Raw genomic sequence first — 16,072 nt, 5'->3', positions numbered from 1 at the left:
ATCAGTCTATTCATTTTTCCCGTGACAGTTCTTATACTTCAGTCCGCTACCACATGGACAAGGATCATTCCTCCCCACTTTCGGTCCTACTTTCACCGGTTCGTGCCGAACCGGTTCACGGTTAGTGGCAGCAGCCTGAGCCTCCGAACGACTTTCCCGCAGTTTACTCAAATCGGTCCGTTTTTCTTCAGCCTCGCGTACATGCTCGGGTTCTTGCATCGGAATCTGCCCTTTCATCAGTGTAGACACCATCCCTTTATTGATCTTTTCCACCATAGTCTTAAACAAATTATAAGACTCGAATTTATAAATCAACAAAGGATCTTTCTGTTCATAAGCAGCATTCTGAACCGATTGTTTCAGATCGTCCATTTCGCGGAGATGTTCTTTCCAGGCATCATCGATATGAGCCAGAATGACCGATTTCTCGAAAGAACGCATCAAATCTTCACCATTCGTACGATAGGCCTTCTCCAGGTTGGTCACCACGCTGTACATCCGTTGACCGTCGGTAAAAGGAACGACAATATTCTTAAAGACATCTCCCCGTGTTTCGAATACATTCTTGATCACCGGATAAGCTTGCTGAGCGATATGTTCGACTTTACGCTGATAAGCCTCCCGTACGTATTGATACAACGATTCGGCCAATTCATTGGGACGGGCTTTCTGGAATTCCTCCGGATCCACTTCATAATCGACGGACAATACCCTCAATACTTCCATCCGGAAACCTTCCGGATCGTTCACCGGCTGGTATTCCATAACGATTGCCTCACAAACATCGTAAGTATTATTTGCTACAGCCACACCGATACGTTCTCCTAACAAAGCCTGACGACGTTGTTTGTAAATCACTGTACGCTGGGAATTCATCACATCGTCATATTCCAGCAAACGCTTACGAATACCGAAGTTATTTTCTTCCACCTTCTTCTGTGCACGTTCAATAGACTTGGTAATCATAGAATGCTGAATCACATCCCCTTCCTGATGTCCCAAACGGTCCATCACCCGGATTATACGTTCCGAGCTGAACAAACGCATCAGGTCGTCCTCGAGCGATACGAAGAACTGGGAAGACCCCGGGTCTCCCTGACGTCCGGCACGTCCACGTAACTGACGGTCGACACGACGGGAATCATGCCGTTCGGTACCGATAATAGCCAAACCTCCGGCCTCACGTACCTCAGGGCTCAATTTGATGTCCGTACCACGTCCTGCCATATTGGTAGCGATAGTCACCGTCTTCGATTTACCGGCTTCGGCAACGATCTCGGCTTCCCGTTGATGTAATTTCGCATTCAATACATTGTGTTTGATACCACGCAGTTTCAACATACGGCTCAGCAATTCGGACACCTCGACAGAAGTCGTTCCCACCAAAACCGGCCGGCCTAAATCTACCAAACGGACAATTTCATCGATAACCGCATTGTATTTCTCGCGTTTCGTTTTAAACACAAAATCATTGGCATCGATACGGATCACCGGACGGTTAGTCGGAATGACCACCACATCCAGTTTATAAATATCCCAGAACTCACCGGCTTCCGTCTCTGCCGTACCTGTCATACCGGCTAACTTGTGATACATACGGAAGTAGTTCTGTAAAGTAATCGTTGCAAAAGTCTGAGTGGCAGCTTCGACTTTTACATTTTCTTTCGCTTCGATAGCCTGATGCAAACCGTCCGAATAGCGGCGTCCTTCCATGATACGCCCGGTCTGCTCATCCACGATCTTCACTTTATTATCGAGTACTACATATTCTACATCCTTCTCGAACAAGGTATAGGCTTTCAACAACTGATTGACAGTATGTACCCGTTCGGATTTCATCGCATAATTCTGGATCAGTTCATCCTTCTTCGCCAATTTTTCTTTATCATCCTTCGTGTCCCGTTCGATCTCTGCAATCTCCGAGCCGATATCCGGGAGGATAAAGAATTTCGGATCTTCCCCTGCGGCTGTGATGGTATCATGTCCCTTATCGGTCAGATCGATCGAATTCAGTTTTTCATCGATCACAAAATATAAAGGATCGGTAATCTCCGGCATTCTCCGGTTATTTTCCTGCATGTATTCGTTTTCCGTCTTGATCAGGATCGCTTTATTGCCTTCTTCACTCAAAAACTTGATCAAAGGTTTGTATTTGGGCAACCCTTTATGTGCCCTCAGTAACAATACTCCCCCTTCTTTTCTCTTTTTAGAATCATCGCTGGCCAACAACTCTTTCGCTTCCTTAAAAGTCTGCATCACAAATTCCTGTTGCATTCTCACGAGGCGCTCCACCCGGGGCTTGTATTCATCGAACATCTGATCGTCTCCTTTGGGTACAGGGCCGGAAATAATCAACGGCGTACGGGCATCGTCGATCAATACGGAATCGACCTCGTCGACAATCGCAAAATTGTGCTTACGCTGTACCAAATCCTCCGGATTGATAGCCATATTATCACGCAGATAATCGAAACCGAATTCGTTGTTCGTACCGAAAGTAATATCGGCCATATAAGCCTGCCGACGCTGGGGAGAATTGGGTTGATGCTTATCGATACAATCGACAGAAAGCCCATGGAACATATAAAGCGGCCCCATCCACTCCGAGTCACGTTTGGCCAGGTAATCGTTTACCGTCACCATATGCACACCACGTCCGCTCAAAGCATTCAGGAACACCGGAAGAGTAGCCACCAAGGTCTTCCCTTCACCGGTAGCCATCTCTGCAATTTTTCCCTGATGCAAAACAGCACCACCGATCAGCTGCACGTCATAATGCACCATATCCCAGGTCACCTCATTTCCTCCGGCAAGCCAGGAATTGAAATAAATGGCTTTGTCACCTTCTATCTCGACAAAATCGTGAGTAACCGCCAAATCCCGGTCGAACTGGGTCGCCGTCACTTCAATTTCAGTATTCTCTTTAAAACGACGGGCGGTTTCCTTCATCACAGCAAAGGCTTTAGGCATCAATCCGGTCAAAACTTCTTCTACCTTTTTGTCGATCTGTTCTTCCAGCTTATCTATACGATCGTAAATTTCCTCCCGTTCTTCGATCGAAGGCCTTTCCTCTTCCACTTTCCGTTTGAGTGCTGCAATCTCATTCTCTTCTTCTCCGATATATTCACGTACTTCCTTTTTCATATCTTCAGCAACTGCACGTAATTCATCGGCACTGATACTTTTCAGCTTCTCCCACTCTGCATTCACTTTGGCCACAATCGGCATCAGTTCTTTCATATCCCGGTCGGATTTATTTCCGAACAGGCTTTTTAAAATATCATTAAAACCCATTTAATTATAAATTGTAAATTGTAAACAGTAAAATTTTAATTGACGACACTTCGTCAACCTTTCAGAAAATTGAATTTCCTCTCGTTTATCCGAGATAGACTACCCTCGTAAATCTTAATTATAATTTGCAGATTAAACCTCAGGAGCCCTGATCTTATGGGCAATACGACATAAGGATCCGATATTGACACGGACCGTTTTATCGAAAGTAAAATCATCGGCAAGCGCCTCGACGACGGGGATTTGAAAATAATCCGGAGGCAAACCGGAACAAAAAACCTGTTCCTCTTCTTCTTCTTCCAAATAAACAGATACGACCTTTACCGTATTGGTTATGATCAATCTACACCTTTCCCCTCTCAAAGACTCTCCACAACCCTGAGCCTTTAAAGGAATCGTTACGGCACAACCGGCCATAACATACAATGCAGCGATCAAATATCTGTTCATTTCCACAAGTGACAAATATAAGGGAAAATACAAGAAGTTAAAAATGTTTCCGAAAGAAAAATCAACAGATAAATGATCGGTAGCTTCCTGTGTATCCTAAAATGTAGGTTCAATTTTTTTTCATTCTATTCCGATTCCGGGTTTTGTGCCGTCAGACCGGTTCGCCCGGAACGGTCCGCCGGTCAGTGATAGAAAAAGGTAGACGACCGACAGAAGCGACCGGGTCCCCAAACACGATCACCGAAGACGGATTACTAACGAAATAAACCTACTTTTATAAGTCCTAATATGTATATAACGGCCCAAATAATACTTTTCTTATATTTGCCGGACATATGGGAATTTAATCCGTCACAAACATGAATAAAATCGTTGTAGCAATAGATTCTTTCAAGGGAAGTTTAAGTTCCCGTGAAGCCGCCGAGGCAGCAGAACAAGGTATCAAAACAATCTTTCCGCAGTGTGAAGTACTGCATTTTCCGGTAGCCGACGGGGGTGAAGGCATACTGGAAATCCTGACGGATGCTTTCCACGGCCATACCGTTCCGCTTGTCGCCCATAACCCACTTATGCAAAAAATAACTACACAATACGGTATCTCGGAAGACGGCCGCACGGCATTGGTAGAAATGGCAAGGATCAGCGGCCTGCCACTGTTACCTCCCTCCCGGCGGAATCCCATGCTCACGACCTCCTATGGTCTGGGAGAAATCATTGCAGAAGCCCTGAACAAAGGATGCCGGCACTTTATTATCGGAATAGGCGGAAGTGCCACGAACGATGCCGGTTTAGGCATGTTACAAGCTTTAGGATTCCGCTTTTTCGATCACGACAATAAGCTTTTAGGAAGCGGAGGACAAATATTATCGCGAGTCGCTGCTATTGACACCACAGCGGTTCATCCGGCTCTGTCCGAAGCCAGTTTCACCATCGCCTGCGATGTCGATAATCCTTTTTACGGTCCCCGTGGGGCTACCCGGATATTCGCCGGACAGAAAGGAGCAACCCCCGAAATGACAGAGCATCTGGAAGCAGGCATGCAAGCTATAGCTGCCGTTATCGCCCAAACTACCGGAAAAGACATCGGCCGGATTCCCGGCTCCGGAGCAGCCGGAGGAGTCGGAGGAGCTTTTCTGGCTTTTACGAATGCCCGGTTAATGTCCGGGATTGACTTGATCCTAACCCATCTTCAGTTCGGTAAGCGAATCCAAAATGCCGATCTCATCATCACCGGAGAAGGAAGTGCCGATGCACAAACGACTATGGGAAAAGTAGCTTACGGCATACTTCGGGAAGCCCGTAAACAAAACATTCCGGTCCTTCTGGTAGCCGGCCATATCGCAGATACCCCTTCCTTGTATACCGCAGGATTCAGTGGCATATTTTCCATCGCCCCGGGTCCGGTGACTCTGGAAAAATCCATGCATCCCGAATTTGCCGCTACCCACCTGCAACGGCTGATCACTCAGATTTGCAAGCTATTACAAGCTTTCAGGGTTTGATCTGATTCAAAATCAAATGACAGGCAGGAGTATATACCGATCCATGATCGAATCCCTGCAATTCATAAAGGGTGACTTTGTCGTTCCCCAAAGCTTTCAGTATAACTTCAAGGTGCAAATTTTCTTCGTAACGGGCTGTCATTTCCAACTGCCGGTCTCCGGTTATCATCACCAAAGGAGGTATCCCCTTACGTGCCCGATTAAGCGGTGCATAGCAATCGACAACAGGAATATCGAACGGGATATTCCGTTCCTTCCGAATCGTAAAATGAGTATTCGTCTGACCACTTACCGGGAAAAGTCCGGCCAAACGATCGGCATCTTCCCCGTACCGTGCCAGATAGGCTTTATCCAACCCCACCATCAGGGTGAGGTATCCTCCGGCAGAATGCCCGGCCACGTATACCCGGGCGGGATCTCCCCCATATTCCCCGATATGTTTCATCACCCAAGCCACAGCAGCTGCCGCATCGTCGATATAAGCCGGATGGGTAGCCCGGGGACTTAACCGGTAATTCACGCCTGCCACAGCTATTTTCCGTCCCTGAAAAACAGGCGGAATTTCCTTTCCCCCACCTTCCAATCCTCCCCCGTGAAACCAGACGATCGTGGCAAAACCTTTCTGCTGCTCCGGATAATACAAATCCAATTTACAACGTTCTTTCCGGTAAGCATCCGTATCGGAAACAGGTACATAAGAAATATCCTTCAATATTTTATACTGTGCCCACACGGGAAGACCGATCCATATAAATAGAAAAAACAGTATGCTATTTTTTTTCACCTCTGTGCTGATTTTACTTCGCAAAAAACGACCTTATTTCTTATCTCCGAATGCCAGATCACCGGCATCTCCCAACCCCGGATCGATATAGAATTTATCGGTCAAAGCCTCATCCAGAGCAGCTGTCCACAAAGTCAACGGCTCTCCTGCCAATTCTTTTTCCACATATTCCACACCTTGCCGGCTGGCAATGACTGAAGCGATATGCGTATGAGCAGGCAAACTCCCCTGTTTCAACAATTCCCGGTAAGTGATCACCAGGGATTTACCGGTTGCCAGCATCGGATCGACCAGTAAAAGTTGTTTTCCAGTCAAATCGGGGGTATAAACCGAATCGAACCGGATTTCGATTTGTCCCTCTACCCGGCTATAAGCCCGGCGGGCAGAAACAAAGGCACTTCCTGCATGATCGAAATAATTCAGAAATCCCTGATGAAAAGGCAAGCCGGCCCTCAACACTGTAGCGATAACCACTTCTTGCCGGGGCAACATCACCGTAATCGGATTGATCGGAGTCTGGATCGTCCGGGCACTATAATCGAACGTTTTACTGATTTCATAAGCCATCACTTCCCCCACCCGTTCCAGATTACGCCGGAATCGCATGCGGTCTTGCTGAATATCGACCGCTCTGATCTCAGACAAAAAAGTATTTAAAACAGAATTCCGGGTATCAATTACATTTACCATAATCTTTTCCTTGTATTTAGCACACAAAGAAAACAAAACTTACCCCAAGGAACAAAAAATGTCCGTTCTTTTTCAAGTACGGTAATAGAAAACAATAGAAGCCTTTTCTAAAGTATGTTTCCAAAGCTTAAATCCGACCTGTGCGGGAGGAGTATCTTTGGACATTTCCAGTGATTCGATATCCAAAGCATACAAGGTAATCATATAATTATGCCACCCATGCCCATGAGGAGGATTGGGCCCTCCGTAACCATAAGTACCGTAATCATTCAAACTCTGTACTGCCGAAACCGGTGCTAAATGACCGAATGTATTCCCGGCATCCGGACGCAGTTCACCGACACTAGCCGGAATATCGAACATCAGCCAATGCCAGAACCCACCTCCGGTAGGAGCATCTTTATCGTACATGGTAATGGCAAAACTACGTGTACCTTCGGGGGCATTCACCCAGGAAAGCTCGGGAGAGATATTCTGTCCGCCACAATCCGGATGTACCTGCCGCAACGCAGCCACACCCCCGGTATCGTTGCTACGTAAAGTAAAAGTTTCTATTTTCATGATTCTTCGTTTTTATTTTCTAAACGAAAAATCACGAAAAAATGTTTATCGAAGTTGGGTTGAAAATTCTTTGATCCGTTGTTCGTCGGCTTTCCGGCATATCAGAATCACATTGTCCTGTTCGGCAACGATATAATCTTTCAATCCCTGAATCAATATTTTCTTATCAGCCGAAACATGCACGACACACCCTTCACTCTCCACCATACATACCTTGCCGCCGACAACCGCATTCCTTCCATTTCCTTTCGGTAATTGTTCATACAAAGCCCCCCAGGTTCCCAGATCAGACCATCCGAAAGCTGCGGGAAAAACATAAATATTGGAAGCATGCTCCATAATGGCGTAATCGACAGAAATATGCTTACATTCGGGGAATTTTGCATCGATTGCCTGCTGTTCGTCCGAAGAATAATAAACATCGTCCAAAGAATCGAATATAGCCGCTATCTCGGGTTCATTCCGGCGGAAAGCTTTTTCAACCGTCCTCACATTCCACAGAAAAATTCCGGCATTCCAATAATATCCCCCTGCCGCCAGATAAGCTTCTGCCGTTTTCAAATCCGGTTTTTCTTTAAATCCTTCCACCTCCCTGATTACTTTTGCTCCGGATTTCGCACCGTCTTCTTCCTGTTTTACTTTTATATAACCATACCCGGTTTCCGGACGGGTCGGCCACATACCTATAGTCAGAATCCGATCCTCGCTTTTCACAAAATCTATCCCTTCACGGATCACCCGTTTAAATTCAGGCACATCCATCACGATATGATCGGCCGCCGTGACAATCAAATTCGCTTGCGGATCTTTCTTTTTAATCTTCCAGGCTGCATAGGCAATACAAGGAGCCGTATTACGCATACAGGGCTCGAGCAGTATATTGGAATCCGGGATTCCGGGTAATTGAGCTTTCACCAACTCCCGATACCGGACAGAAGTAACGACCCATATATTTTCCACCGGACAAATCCCTTCAAAACGATCTGCCGTAAGCTGCAATAAAGTATGTCCAGTCCCTAAAACATCGATAAATTGCTTCGGTCTCTCAGGAGTACTCATCGGCCAAAACCGACTTCCTACTCCACCAGCCATAATAATAATATGATTCATCGGATTCTCTATTTTAAGCTATTAATTGCGGTAAAGAAAAACTGAAAACAGAACCTAGATTTTCTTCGGATTCAAACCAAAGTTCTCCCCCGTTTTTACGGGCGAAATCCCGGCAAAGCAACAATCCTAATCCCGATCCCTCCTCACTATTGGTACCGTAAGTGGTAAAATGAGTACTATCTTTCAACAACTTATGCTGATCTTCTTTTTTTATCCCTTTGCCTGAATCGGTCACCGATACGATCACTTTCCCATCCTCTGCCTTGATCCCGACCTTGATCTCCGAATCAGGATTACTGAATTTCACTGCATTAGATATTAAATTTCTCAAAACGGATTTAATCATTTCGATATCCACATAGACAAAAAAAGACTCATGATCCGTGCGGATCAACTTGATATGTTTCACTTCGGCGACAGAGTTCATCACTTCCACCACTCCATCCGCCAGTCCACTGATATCCAATTTCTGCGGAATAACCGTCAATTTACCTAATTGACTTTTCGTCCATTTCAACAGATTATCCAGTAAGCTGAATACTTCTTCCGAAGTCTTGTTACTCATTTCAAGCATATCGAAAATATCCGGATCGATCTTATCTTTCTCCACGCTCATCATAATGGTATTCAATAACATCTTCATGGAAGCCATCGGAGAGCGCAAATCATGAGCAATCACCGAATACATTTTATCTCTCCCGGCAATGGTTTTCCTCAGCTCTTCATTTTTTTCCTCTATAATCCGCCGGGCAGCCACCAACGACAATTGGTGTTTTATTCTGACCATCAATTCTTCTTTCCGGAAAGGTTTGGATATAAAATCGCCCGCACCCAGTTTGAAGCCATTGACAATGCTTTGGGTGTCATCCAAAGCTGTCAGAAAAATAATAGGAATCTCACAGCGGTACTCTTCCGATTTCAGACGTTCAGCCACCTCGAATCCATCCATTCCGGGCATCATAACATCCAGCAATATCAAGTCGGGATTTTCATTCCGAATCACTTCCAAAGCCTCCTGCCCGTTATTCGCCACCAGAATGCCGTACCCTTCCTTACTAAGCAAAGCTTTTAACAAAAGTACATTGGTTTGAACATCATCAACTACAAGTAACTTAAATTCTGCCGGATTTATCTGCATCATTTATTTTGTTTATACAACTTTTAAATTTTGTCCAAAATTACAAATATTCCCGATTTTTCTCTCCATTCAGGAAATTGTTTTTCTATTCAACCCGAATATACAACAATCTTGTCAAAATTTATAACTGAAAAAAAAGAGAATTGTCAATCCTGCACCCTATCTTTGTATTAGTGAAGACAGGGCTTCACAAGTTGGTCAAATTTTATTCATAAAATTAATATGTATCTTCGTTACATTTAAAATTGCAATTCAGCATGGAAGAATCGAATGATAACATAAAGAAAACCATTCTGGTCGCCGAGGATGTCGAAAGTAATTTTTTATTACTAAAGCCTTACTCGGTAAGACTTACAACCTTTTACACGCTTACAATGGTTCAGAAGCGGTCGAAATGTTCGATAACAACAGCCGGATCTTATCCTGATGGATGTAAATAAAGGGAATGATAAATGAAAAATGTACATTTGTCCACATCAGTATTTTCTTAGTGTATATACATTCATATCGGAGTATCTATGGTAAACTATGAACTCTATTCAAAAAAAGAACTAATTCACAGAATTGAAGAATTGGAAGATCAGATCCTCCGGCAGTATACACAAGCCACTCCCATCATTGCATTGACCGCATTTGCTTTCGATTCGGATAAGGATGCAGCCTTAAATGCAGGCTGCAATGATTTTCCGACCAAACCGATTGCAGCAGAAAAACTTCGCTCAACCTTAAAAAAATATATCTGAATATGCGAAAATGGTATCTGGGTTTTCTATTACTCCTGTCTGTCTCAGCAAATATTTATGCCAATCCTGCCAACGAAGAAATAAAAATCAGGATCACAGACGAGAACCAAAAACCCATTTTTGGAGTATACTTTATTTTAAAAAAACAATTTACACTTTTAGCTACTTCCGATATGGAAGGGGAAGGAACTTTCCCGGTCAATTCTTTACAACCTTCCGATACCATTGTATTCCAAGGCATAGGATATGCAACGGTCCAATACAGTTTACAGGAACTGAAAAGGCATCCGGCCTTCACTATGCAGGAGCTGCAATACAACCTACAGGAGGCGACAGCCACGGGCATATCTCCGAAAGAAATTTTAAAGAAAGCCATCGAAAAATTACAAAAAATAAAAGCAGGACGTTTACCCGTTTGCCGCTATTACGGACCGGCACAATATGAAAAGATCACCGTCTGCCGGGATACGACAGTCGAATACCGGAGAGAATTCGGTTTTTACTTCACTTCAGGCAACATAAAAGCTAAAAATACCTGGGATGAAACTTACCGTTCTTATCTGGTTCCCCAGTATATCGCCCGTAGTCTTAATCTGACCAATAACGGAAGCGATACCCTGTCACCGATGTTTCTGACTTACGAAGATATCCGGTTCGATGTAGGTACCCGGAAAATTTTCACCCTTCTCCGGGCGATCCAACTCTTCGGTCCCCTTTTCGACGGAATCGACTCTTACGATATCCGGGCCATAGACACCGAAGATCCGGATTATACCTTTACCTTCCAGACCCGCCGTTCGGCCTATCCCGAACGTACCCGGATTTCATGTAAAGGTACGCTGGTTATCGACAGAGAAAACTATTATGTAAAAAATATGACCTTCGATTATATCGATTATCAACTATTAAGACAAACTTTATTAACTAACCGGAGAAAAACCAGTTCACCTTTTTCGACCCAAGCCCAACTCACCTTCGTTTATGATAGTTGCGGACAAAACTATATCTCTTCCTGCCATCAACAAACCACCTGGAAATACAACCTGGGAAAAGATTTTATCCTGATCGAACAACCTTCCCGGCACCAACCCGGTATCAATCGCCTGATCGAAAAGGAAGCTTTCCACCTGTTCGGCCAGAATAAGATAAAAACAGCCTATCAGACAGACCCTGTCCTGGTCAAAATTCATTTAGCTCAACGCTATCCGACCGGAAAATATGATTCCGCCTTTTTTCACCGCCTGCCTCCCCTTCTGGATTCCCGGAAAGCAGTCAGTGACCTGAATCACTATATGCAGCTGGAAACGCAATTCAGGATGAATGATGGAAAAACCTATTATCCGGATAATTATATACTTACAAATAAAATCGACAAACTCGGACAAAAAAACTATCGTCAGAATCTGGAAAAAGCCCGCAAAGAATTGTTTTTACTCTTCGGTGACAGTAGAAAATACCCCTGCCCGGGTATTCCCAGTCCTTAAAAAAATGAACCTCCGTCCGGATCGGTACCGACAACGAAGGTTCACTATTATTCATTCAAATTTACAGATCACCAGTCAAGCTGAGCCGCTTCCGAATACATTTCTACCATACAGGCATTATTCAGCAACCATTTGTGTTCGTCTTTGTGATTACCCGACCAATCTCCATTCAACAGTCCATGTTCATCCCGGGTCTCTTTCCAGGCATAATCTGTATTTTCCATCATCGCCTTTACATATACCGGATTTTTATCCACTTCATACAAAGCTTTTAATCCCCGGAACAGGATCACATTGAACCAAGGCGAACTGGTATAAAACATCGCTTCTCCCCCCTGAACAGGCTGCATTTTCCGAAAATATCCGTGAGCTCCTTTTGCCGTCGCCTGAGCATCTTTCAAATAGGTGCTGTCACCGGTCGCCTGGAACAATAACACGCCGGCCTGAATCATTTGCCCGCTATTATAGGTATATTTCTGCTTAGCTATATTCCCTTCCAGATTAATATTATCCCAATACACACCATCCGAGGGATCGCACAAATTTTCTTTGGTCCATCGATAAGTCTTCTTGGCCAGATCGAGATAATCAGGATCGGAAGTCAGGTTATACAATTTCATACATAAAACCGTAGCAGGTGCATTCGAACAGGTGTTCTTAGACAATTTCTTCTGTTCACACCAATAAATCCCTCCTCCTAATACTTCATCCCAGCCGCTGTAAATATACCGGTGTAGCTCTTCCGCTCTTTCCAAAACCGCCGGATCTTTCGTCAAAGCATAATAATCACAAAGGTCGATAGCCAACCAGTCATTATCATCATAATAACGGTCACTATACCCGAATTGCATCGGATAAGACTGGTAACAATAGGGTTTCCGTTTACCGTCCCAGTATTTCTCCAACCCAGGTAGTATACGATTTTCCAACAATTGTTTATATTTTTCATCTCCTGTGGTCTTATACAGCGAAACACAACCGGATACCATACCGGAATACGGCCAAAGATAAGAGACTCTTTGATTGGTTTTCTGCTGTGCATTATCGGCCAGATAGGTCGCTCGTTCGTTTTCTTTCGGAGGATAATTCTCCAGCAATAACCCATATTCTTTCACTTCATAAAGAGCCAGCACCTGATTCAATAACGAATCGGCACGTACAACATTAATATTCACCTTCGAATTTTGTTCAGAGGTACAAGCCACACAACACATCCATGCCCCTAACAGGAATAAAGCACATGTTCTCATTCAAAAAATATTTTCAGATTATTAATTCAGCGCAAATATATCATACTTTCTCCGGGTATCGATCATCAGCTTCTTCTTTTTACAGCAGGTACTTCAAAAAAATCTCCGTCAGAACACAAAAAAGTGTTGGGAAAGACTTCCCGTGCTTCAGCCAAAAGTTCCGAGCATTCTGTATAACGGGCCGAAAAATGACCCAATAATAATTTTCCGACTCCGGCTAACTCAGCAATACGGGCTGCTTGTCCCGTAGTGCTGTGATAACTTTCTTTTGCTAAAACAGCATCAGCATTCATATAGGTCGCTTCGTGATAGAGTAAATCCACCCCCCTGACATAATCGGCAAAACGCTCCCGAAACAAAGTATCTGTCATATAAGCGAAGGAACGGGCCGGTGGCGGTGCTACCGTCAAAAGTTCGTTAGCCACAATCTCTCCCTCCGGAGTTATAAAATCTTCCCCCCGTTTCAGGTATTGCATAAATGCTATCGGTACGTTCCAGGCAGCAGTCCGATCTTTCAGGATAGTCCTTTCACGTTCTTTTTCCCGGAAAAGAAATCCACTAACGGGTGTGTCATAATGATGTTTCAACGGAAAAGCCGTCACAGTAACCACTTTATCTTCATAAATCACCTCTTCGCGGCGGGATAAGGCATGAAAAAACAAAGGAAAAGTGAAACGGCTATGCAAGATTTTCATCTGGCACCCGATCAGTTCCTGTAAACGCGGTTCTGCATAAATGTGCATTTCTCCCCGTCTGCCTTGTAAAGAAAGAGTGGATAAAAAACCGATCAATCCAAAAAAATGATCTCCATGGAGATGAGAAATAAAGATGTGATTGATCTTATTATAAGGTACATGAAAACGCCTGAGCTGATGTTGGGTAGCTTCGGCACAATCGATAAGAAAATACCGCCCAAGTACATGAAGTACCTGAGCGGCAGAGTTTCTATTGGAAGTAGGAATGGATGACCCGCTTCCCAATATCGTTAATTCAAACTTCATTTCCGATCTGCAATTTCAGGTTGAGATTTCGTTTGCAAGTTACGAAGACTTTTCCAAATGCATCCCATCTGAAATCCAGAATCTGAAATCTGAGATTAATCTTTGTTCTCTTCTTTAGCAGCAGCTGCATCGGCAGTCATCTGTTCTTTCAAAGCAGCTAACTCGGTGATATCTCCCAAAGTGGTTTTTTCCAATTTTTCTTTCACCTGTTTAACCGCTTTTTTAGTAGATTTCTCTTCAGCGTTCTTCTTTGCTTTCTCTTCTGATTTCTGAGCATCTTCGAATACACGTGAATGAGAAACGATGATCCGTTTAGCGGCCTTGTTGAATTCGATCACTTTGAATTCCAATTTTTCATCCACTTTAGCCTGACTTCCGTCTTCTTTCACTAAGTGGCGGGGAGTAGCGAATCCTTCAACACCATAAGGTAATGCAACTACAGCACCCTTATCGAAAATTTCGGTAATCGTACCTTCGTGTACAGAATCAACGGTGAAGATCGTTTCGAATACATCCCATGGGTTTTCTTCCAATTGTTTGTGGCCTAAGCTCAAGCGACGGTTTTCTTTATCGATTTCCAATACAACTACTTCAATCGGAGCACCGATCTGAGTAAATTCTGCCGGATGTTTTACTTTCTTCGTCCAGGACAGATCGGAGATATGAATCAATCCGTCAACCCCTTCTTCGATTTCTACAAATACACCGAAGTTCGTGAAGTTGCGTACAGTAGCGGTATGTTTGGTACCTACACCGTATTTCTCTTCAATATTTTGCCATGGATCGGACTTCAGCTGTTTGATACCCAAAGACATTTTCCGTTCGTCACGGTCCAGGGTCAATACAACTGCTTCTACTTCATCTCCCACTTTCATGAAATCCTGAGCAGAACGCAGGTGCTGAGACCATGACATTTCAGAAACGTGGATCAGCCCTTCAACACCCGGAGCAATTTCGACAAATGCACCGTAATCAGCCATAACCACTACTTTACCTTTTACAGTATCCCCTACTTTCAGGTCAGCACTCAGAGCATCCCAAGGATGTGGAGTCAATTGTTTCAGACCTAAAGCGATACGTTTCTTCTCATCATCGAAATCCAGAATAACCACGTTCAGTTTCTGATCGAGCGTCACAATTTCGTTCGGATGATTTACACGGCCCCATGACAAGTCGGTGATGTGGATCAATCCGTCTACGCCACCGAGGTCGATGAATACACCGTAAGAAGTGATATTTTTAACAGTTCCTTCAAGTACCTGTCCTTTTTCCAGTTTAGAAATAATGTCTTTCTTCTGCTGTTCGAGTTCAGCTTCGATAAGAGCTTTGTGAGATACAACAACGTTTTTGAATTCCTGGTTGATTTTAACCACTTTGAATTCCATTGTTTTACCGACATATACATCGTAATCACGGATCGGTTTAACGTCGATCTGAGAACCCGGTAAGAAGGCTTCGATACCGAATACGTCAACGATCATACCGCCCTTGGTACGACATTTAACAAAACCTTTGATGATTTCGTCTTTTTCCAACGCTTCGTTCACACGATCCCAGCTGCGCAGAGCACGAGCCTGTTTGTGTGAAAGGGTCAACTGACCTTTTTTGTCTTCCTGAGTTTCTACATAAACTTCTACTTTATCTCCCACTTTCAGTTCCGGATTGTAACGGAATTCGTTCAATGAGATGATACCGTCAGATTTGTAGCCGATGTTCACCACAACCTCTCTTTTGTTCATAGAGATTACGGTTCCTTCAACAACTTCTTTCTCTCCTACTTTAGAAAGAGTTTCTGCGTATTTTTGAGTTAACGCATCTTTTTCGGATGCCGGTACCACGGCGTCGTTTTCATAGGCATCCCAATCAAAATTTTCTTCCGGCTCAGCGGTTGTTACCGGAGCTACTTTCTTTGCGGCTTTTTCTGCAGCTTCCACCTGCATCTCTTTTTGTTCTTCTGACATAAATTTAATTGTTTCCTATCTAATGAGTTAGACATTATTTTGAATACGGCCGCAAAGGTAAGAATAATAATCTGTTTTACAATTAATTATTTTATAAAAAAAAC

At 43.9% G+C, this 16,072-nt stretch carries 13 protein-coding genes and 1 pseudogene; 4 read left to right on the top strand and 10 right to left on the bottom strand.

Annotated features, from left to right (window positions below):
* Positions 1-6: 6 nt before the first annotated feature.
* Together secA and WS34_RS01495 are read right to left on the bottom strand one after the other, a co-directional pair.
* The gene (secA, locus tag WS34_RS01500) at positions 7-3,294 is read right to left on the bottom strand and encodes a preprotein translocase subunit SecA (protein WP_046402682.1); all 3,288 of its coding nucleotides are present in this window, start codon (positions 3,292-3,294) and stop codon (positions 7-9) included.
* Positions 3,295-3,426: 132 nt separating this feature from the next.
* Positions 3,427-3,744, bottom strand: a complete 318-nt coding sequence (locus WS34_RS01495; RefSeq protein WP_013610800.1) for a hypothetical protein — start codon at positions 3,742-3,744, stop codon at positions 3,427-3,429.
* A gap of 359 nt (positions 3,745-4,103) precedes the next feature.
* Between WS34_RS01495 and WS34_RS01490 the strand changes: the two genes are divergently transcribed.
* Complete coding sequence (locus tag WS34_RS01490) at positions 4,104-5,246, top strand: glycerate kinase family protein (RefSeq protein WP_046402679.1); 1,143 nt, start codon at positions 4,104-4,106, stop codon at positions 5,244-5,246.
* Here WS34_RS01490 and WS34_RS01485 read toward each other — a convergent pair.
* From WS34_RS01485 to WS34_RS01465, 5 genes are all read right to left on the bottom strand, one after another.
* A complete protein-coding gene (locus WS34_RS01485) occupies positions 5,236-6,030 on the bottom strand; it encodes an alpha/beta hydrolase (RefSeq protein ID WP_502685460.1) in 795 nt (264 codons plus the stop codon). The two genes, WS34_RS01490 and WS34_RS01485, sit on opposite strands and share 11 nt — an antisense overlap.
* Positions 6,031-6,063: 33 nt before the next feature.
* The gene (upp, locus tag WS34_RS01480; protein ID WP_022160020.1) at positions 6,064-6,720 is read right to left on the bottom strand and encodes a uracil phosphoribosyltransferase; all 657 of its coding nucleotides are present in this window, start codon (positions 6,718-6,720) and stop codon (positions 6,064-6,066) included.
* 72 nt (positions 6,721-6,792) lie between these two features.
* Entirely contained in the window at positions 6,793-7,281 is a 489-nt protein-coding gene (locus WS34_RS01475; protein ID WP_046402677.1) for a YbhB/YbcL family Raf kinase inhibitor-like protein, read from the bottom strand.
* 45 nt (positions 7,282-7,326) lie between these two features.
* The gene (locus WS34_RS01470) at positions 7,327-8,391 is read right to left on the bottom strand and encodes a mannose-1-phosphate guanylyltransferase (protein ID WP_046402676.1); all 1,065 of its coding nucleotides are present in this window, start codon (positions 8,389-8,391) and stop codon (positions 7,327-7,329) included.
* A 13-nt stretch (positions 8,392-8,404) separates the two neighbouring features.
* Positions 8,405-9,529, bottom strand: a complete 1,125-nt coding sequence (locus tag WS34_RS01465) for a hybrid sensor histidine kinase/response regulator (RefSeq protein WP_046402720.1) — start codon at positions 9,527-9,529, stop codon at positions 8,405-8,407.
* Positions 9,530-9,810: 281 nt separating this feature from the next.
* Between WS34_RS01465 and WS34_RS15830 the strand changes: the two are divergent.
* The 3 genes and pseudogenes from WS34_RS15830 to WS34_RS01455 form a co-directional block, all read left to right on the top strand.
* A pseudogene (locus WS34_RS15830) lies at positions 9,811-9,965 on the top strand (response regulator); the annotation flags it as partial.
* 82 nt (positions 9,966-10,047) lie between these two features.
* Positions 10,048-10,272, top strand: coding sequence for a response regulator (locus tag WS34_RS01460; protein WP_046402675.1), 225 nt, complete (start codon positions 10,048-10,050; stop codon positions 10,270-10,272).
* A 2-nt stretch (positions 10,273-10,274) separates the two neighbouring features.
* Positions 10,275-11,756 (top strand): hypothetical protein, encoded by a 1,482-nt coding sequence (locus tag WS34_RS01455; RefSeq protein WP_046402673.1) that lies wholly within the window; start codon positions 10,275-10,277, stop codon positions 11,754-11,756.
* 68 nt (positions 11,757-11,824) lie between these two features.
* On the opposite strand, the gene WS34_RS01450 is transcribed toward WS34_RS01455, so the two are convergent.
* From WS34_RS01450 to rpsA, 3 genes are all read right to left on the bottom strand, one after another.
* On the bottom strand, positions 11,825-13,006 hold the full coding sequence (locus WS34_RS01450) for a glycoside hydrolase family 76 protein (protein WP_046402670.1): 1,182 nt from the start codon (positions 13,004-13,006) through the stop codon (positions 11,825-11,827).
* Positions 13,007-13,071: 65 nt separating this feature from the next.
* On the bottom strand, positions 13,072-14,007 hold the full coding sequence (locus tag WS34_RS01445) for a ribonuclease Z (RefSeq protein ID WP_046402667.1): 936 nt from the start codon (positions 14,005-14,007) through the stop codon (positions 13,072-13,074).
* A gap of 95 nt (positions 14,008-14,102) precedes the next feature.
* The gene (rpsA, locus tag WS34_RS01440; protein ID WP_041557133.1) at positions 14,103-15,947 is read right to left on the bottom strand and encodes a 30S ribosomal protein S1; all 1,845 of its coding nucleotides are present in this window, start codon (positions 15,945-15,947) and stop codon (positions 14,103-14,105) included.
* Positions 15,948-16,072 lie beyond the last annotated feature (125 nt).

Source organism: Odoribacter sp. N15.MGS-14, from assembly GCF_000980245.1.
GTDB classification, from domain to species: Bacteria; Bacteroidota; Bacteroidia; order Bacteroidales; family Marinifilaceae; genus Odoribacter; species Odoribacter splanchnicus.
Note: the sequence above shows the minus strand (reverse complement) of the source record. Positions and strands in the feature narration are given on the sequence as shown.

What these genes read in the sequence shown, in the direction of transcription:
- WS34_RS01495 (WP_013610800.1), bottom strand. Translation starts at nt 3,744, where the DNA reads ATGAACAGATATTTGATCGCTGCATTGTATGTTATGGCCGGTTGTGCC.
- upp (WP_022160020.1), bottom strand. Translation starts at nt 6,720, where the DNA reads ATGGTAAATGTAATTGATACCCGGAATTCTGTTTTAAATACTTTTTTG.
- secA (WP_046402682.1), bottom strand. Translation starts at nt 3,294, where the DNA reads ATGGGTTTTAATGATATTTTAAAAAGCCTGTTCGGAAATAAATCCGAC.
- WS34_RS01455 (WP_046402673.1), top strand. Translation starts at nt 10,275, where the DNA reads ATGCGAAAATGGTATCTGGGTTTTCTATTACTCCTGTCTGTCTCAGCA.
- WS34_RS01475 (WP_046402677.1), bottom strand. Translation starts at nt 7,281, where the DNA reads ATGAAAATAGAAACTTTTACTTTACGTAGCAACGATACCGGGGGTGTG.
- WS34_RS01465 (WP_046402720.1), bottom strand. Translation starts at nt 9,529, where the DNA reads ATGCAGATAAATCCGGCAGAATTTAAGTTACTTGTAGTTGATGATGTT.
- WS34_RS01450 (WP_046402670.1), bottom strand. Translation starts at nt 13,006, where the DNA reads ATGAGAACATGTGCTTTATTCCTGTTAGGGGCATGGATGTGTTGTGTG.
- WS34_RS01445 (WP_046402667.1), bottom strand. Translation starts at nt 14,007, where the DNA reads ATGAAGTTTGAATTAACGATATTGGGAAGCGGGTCATCCATTCCTACT.
- WS34_RS01490 (WP_046402679.1), top strand. Translation starts at nt 4,104, where the DNA reads ATGAATAAAATCGTTGTAGCAATAGATTCTTTCAAGGGAAGTTTAAGT.
- rpsA (WP_041557133.1), bottom strand. Translation starts at nt 15,947, where the DNA reads ATGCAGGTGGAAGCTGCAGAAAAAGCCGCAAAGAAAGTAGCTCCGGTA.
- WS34_RS01470 (WP_046402676.1), bottom strand. Translation starts at nt 8,391, where the DNA reads ATGAATCATATTATTATTATGGCTGGTGGAGTAGGAAGTCGGTTTTGG.
- WS34_RS01460 (WP_046402675.1), top strand. Translation starts at nt 10,048, where the DNA reads ATGGTAAACTATGAACTCTATTCAAAAAAAGAACTAATTCACAGAATT.